The organism is Mycobacterium sp. 1465703.0 (assembly GCF_001672975.1).
Lineage (GTDB): Bacteria > Actinomycetota > Actinomycetes > Mycobacteriales > Mycobacteriaceae > Mycobacterium.
This window is the reverse complement of the sequence record NZ_LZKU01000257.1, coordinates 1-1,513: the sequence shown is the minus strand read 5'-3', so window position 1 is coordinate 1,513 and position 1,513 is coordinate 1. Positions and strand designations below refer to the sequence as shown.

Sequence of the window (1,513 nt, the reverse complement as noted above, 5' to 3'; positions counted from 1 at the left end):
GCTGCCGGTGGCGATGATGGCGTTGTCGAACGTGACCGTCTCGGTCCCACCGTCGTTGAGCTCCACCGAAATGGTGTTCGCATCGGTGAACCGGCCGTACCCGTGGATCTCGGTGATCTTGTTCTTCTTCATCAGGAAATGCACGCCGGCGACGCGGCCCTCGGCCACTTTGCGGCTGCGATCGAAGGCGACGCCGTAGTCGAAGCTGGCCTCGCCACTGATGCCGAAAGTCTTGGCCTCTTTGGTGAAGATGTGGGCCAGTTCGGCGTTGCGCAGCAGCGCCTTGGACGGGATGCAACCGACGTTGAGGCAGACTCCGCCCCAGTACTTCGGTTCGACGACCGCGGTGTTCAAGCCCAGCTGTGCGGCACGAATGGCTGCGACATATCCGCCGGGACCGGCCCCGAGGACGACGACGTCATAGTGAGAAGTCACGAGCCCACCCTAGTGGGCCATGCCCCCCGGTGGCCGTCCGGGCGAGGCGTCAGTACGGAATGACGCCGACCAGACAGTGCCCCACTCGCTCGCAGTGGTAATAGCCGTACAGGGGCGCCGCGGCGACCAGCGCCGCGAACGGTCCGGACATGATCGCCACCGAGAGCGCCGAGACCAGCGCCCTGCCGTGGGTCATCGCCAGCATCACCCCGCCGACGATGCACACCACCACGTAGACCAGGACCACGAACAGCGCCGGCGTCTTGTCGATCGAGTGGTACCACCAATAGAACAGGCCCAGCCCGACCACGGCCGCCGCGGCCCACGCGCCGAAGAGCAGCGACACCAACTTCCACCACTTGATGTAGAGGTACCGGCCGGGAACGGTGACCGATTGCACCGGGCCGACGGCCTCGAGCGGCTCCTCGCCGGCGCCCGGTGTGGGTGTCGCCGCCGCGTCCTGGGTGTCACCGATGCCGGATTGGGGCCCGGCCGCTGCGCGGTGCTCGCCGGTGTCGTCGTCGAAGTCGGGGACCCATGACTGGGTGCCGGTGTTCTCCGCGTCGTCCTCGCCATCCGAGAAGTCCGGGACGAACGCCTCGGTACCCGGACTCGAGGCGTCCTTGTCCTCAGCCACCGGCGGCCACCCGCAACGCGACGAGCATCCCGAACCAGCCCGGCGCCACCGACAGGATGAACGCGCCCAGCATCGTCACCCAGCGACGTCCCGAGAACAGGATCATCGTCAGCCCGATCACGCTGAGAATCCCGACCATCGATGCGATGGCGATTTCCGGGCGGACGCTGGCGTGGACGACCAGCCTGCACGCCACCGCGGCCAAAAGCCCGACCGCACTGCCGATCAGCATGGCGCTGGCCAACAGCCAGGGTCGCGGAAGGGGGATCACTTTCTCGACTGTACTGCGGTTACCGGTGCGGGGGGCACGTCGCCGATGCCGCGTCGGCCACCACCGAACCCCGCGTCGCGGGGCGCTCGCCACGCTCATAGTCGGCGCCGGTGATCACCGCCGCGACGGTCAGCGATGCCTGTTCTTCCTCGGTGAACACCCGGCCGCGG

Annotated in this window: 3 protein-coding genes and 1 pseudogene; all 4 read right to left on the bottom strand. The window is 67.7% G+C overall.

Annotated features, from left to right (window positions below; translation table 11 throughout):
- A partial coding sequence (locus A5625_RS24325) for an FAD-dependent oxidoreductase (protein WP_156748521.1) occupies positions 1–435 on the bottom strand: 435 nt, incomplete at its 3' end.
- 49 nt (positions 436–484) lie between these two features.
- Complete coding sequence (locus A5625_RS24320) at positions 485–1,072, bottom strand: hypothetical protein (protein ID WP_067000254.1); 588 nt, start codon at positions 1,070–1,072, stop codon at positions 485–487.
- Complete coding sequence (locus tag A5625_RS24315) at positions 1,065–1,343, bottom strand: putative holin (protein ID WP_197516216.1); 279 nt, start codon at positions 1,341–1,343, stop codon at positions 1,065–1,067. The genes A5625_RS24320 and A5625_RS24315 overlap by 8 nt, the downstream gene beginning before the upstream one ends.
- A gap of 19 nt (positions 1,344–1,362) precedes the next feature.
- Positions 1,363–1,513: pseudogene (locus tag A5625_RS29345) on the bottom strand (DUF779 domain-containing protein); the annotation flags it as partial.